The organism is Mycobacterium sp. P2_H7, from assembly GCF_056403275.1.
Window position 1 is genome coordinate 1 of the sequence record NZ_JBFUFU010000040.1, and the last position, 1,709, is coordinate 1,709.

Below are 1,709 nucleotides of genomic sequence, written 5' to 3' on the forward strand. Positions count from 1 at the left end.
CGTTGATATGACTTGAGTTAGTCCTTCACAAACGCCTCCGGGGGTGTCAGGAAGGGATTGTCAAAGATTCCTTTCGAGGACCTGAGCGTTGGCGCGCTCAGGTTCGCCTGACACACCCCGGAGGTGTTGTTGTGTCTGTGCAGAATGCTCCAGTCACGTCGTCCACGATCGTCGTTGCTATCGATGTCGGCAAGACTTCATTGATGGTGTCGGTGACCGACTGCGCTCGTCGACGGTTGATGGGCCCGGTCGAGTTCGCGATGACCCGCTCAGGTCTGGGCGCTGCCGTGCAGCGCGTGCTGGCCGTGGCGGCATTGTGTCCGCAGGTCAAAGTGGGTGTGGAAGCGGCGGGGCATTATCACCGACCTGTGGTGGATTACCGGTGGCCGCCGGGCTGGGAGGTGCGCGAACTCAATCCCGCCCATGTCGCTGAGCAGCGCCGGGTGATGGGCCGGCGGCGGGTGAAGACAGACGGGATCGACCTCGAGGCGATCACCGAGTTGATGTTGGCCGGACGGGGCCGGGTGATCGGAGAGCGTGAGGTGCTTACCGGCGAGTTGGCGGCGTGGGCCCAGCATCGGTCGCGGCGGGKCGCGACCCGCACGGCCACCAAAAATCAACTACTCGCTCAACTCGATCGGACGTTCCCCGGGCTGACGTTGGCGTTACCGGATGTGTTGGGCACCAAAATCGGACGGCTGGTCGCTGCCGAGTTCACCGATCCGGCGCGGTTGTCGGGTTTGGGGGTGAATCGTTTGATCCGCTTTGCCGCTGCCCGCGACGTGCAGCTGCGTCGTCCGGTCGCTGAGCGTCTGATCGCAGCGGCCAAGGACGCCCTACCGACCCGCGATGCCGTGGTGGCCCGACGCGTGCTGGCCGCTGACGTGGCCCTGTTGACCGACCTGGACACCGGGATCGCCGACGCCGAAGCCGAACTCGCCCGGCTGTTACCGTCGAGCCCGTTCAGTACCCTGACCTCGGTCCCGGGCTGGGGTGTAGTTCGAGTCTCCAATTATGCTGCTGCCCTGGGTGATCCGAAACGATGGCCAGGATCCAAGCAGATCTACCGCGCATCGGGACTCTCACCGATGCAGTACGAGTCCGCGCACAAACGCCGGGACGGATCGATCAGCCGCGAGGGCAGCGTGGCACTGCGCCGAGCCCTCATCGATCTCGGTATCGGTCTATGGCTGACCGAGCCCGCCGCCAAGACCTACGCACACGGACTCAAGGATCGGGGCAAGCGCGGCGGCGTCATCGCCTGCGCACTGGCCCACCGCGCCAACCGCATCGCCTACTCCCTAGTCCGCGACCACACCGTCTACGACCCCACCCGCTGGAGCTGAACCACCATCAGCGGTGGCAGCCCTGTGGCTGAAAGGAGCGCCGGAGAACACTCTTCACAACCCCGGCCGGCAGTGTCACGCTGAACGGACGGGACGAAGAGCCGGATCAGATGCCGCACGCGTTATGGCGGACCCCACTCGGGTCACGCCGTATCTAACTTGGCACCCGGCTCTTCGCCTCCGCGGCAGCCCGAACGACGCCAGATGACCCGATCACGAGGTCGCATACGTCAACGTGGGCACCAGGCACCCACCGCATTCAGCCAGCCCTACCGACATCACAGCACCACCACAACACCCGAACACCGGATGTCGACCCAACATGCCAAACCCCGCTATTGACACGGCCTACAGCCAGTTAGG

The 1,709-nt window shown here is 64.7% G+C and carries 1 protein-coding gene; it reads left to right on the forward strand.

Going from position 1 to position 1,709, the window contains the following annotated elements; all coding sequences use genetic code 11:
- Positions 1 to 131 precede the first annotated feature (131 nt).
- Positions 132 to 1,346: an IS110 family RNA-guided transposase gene (locus tag AC1DY7_RS31220; RefSeq protein WP_477497633.1), complete on the forward strand. Its 1,215-nt coding sequence runs from the start codon at positions 132 to 134 to the stop codon at positions 1,344 to 1,346.
- Positions 1,347 to 1,709: the final 363 nt, after the last annotated feature.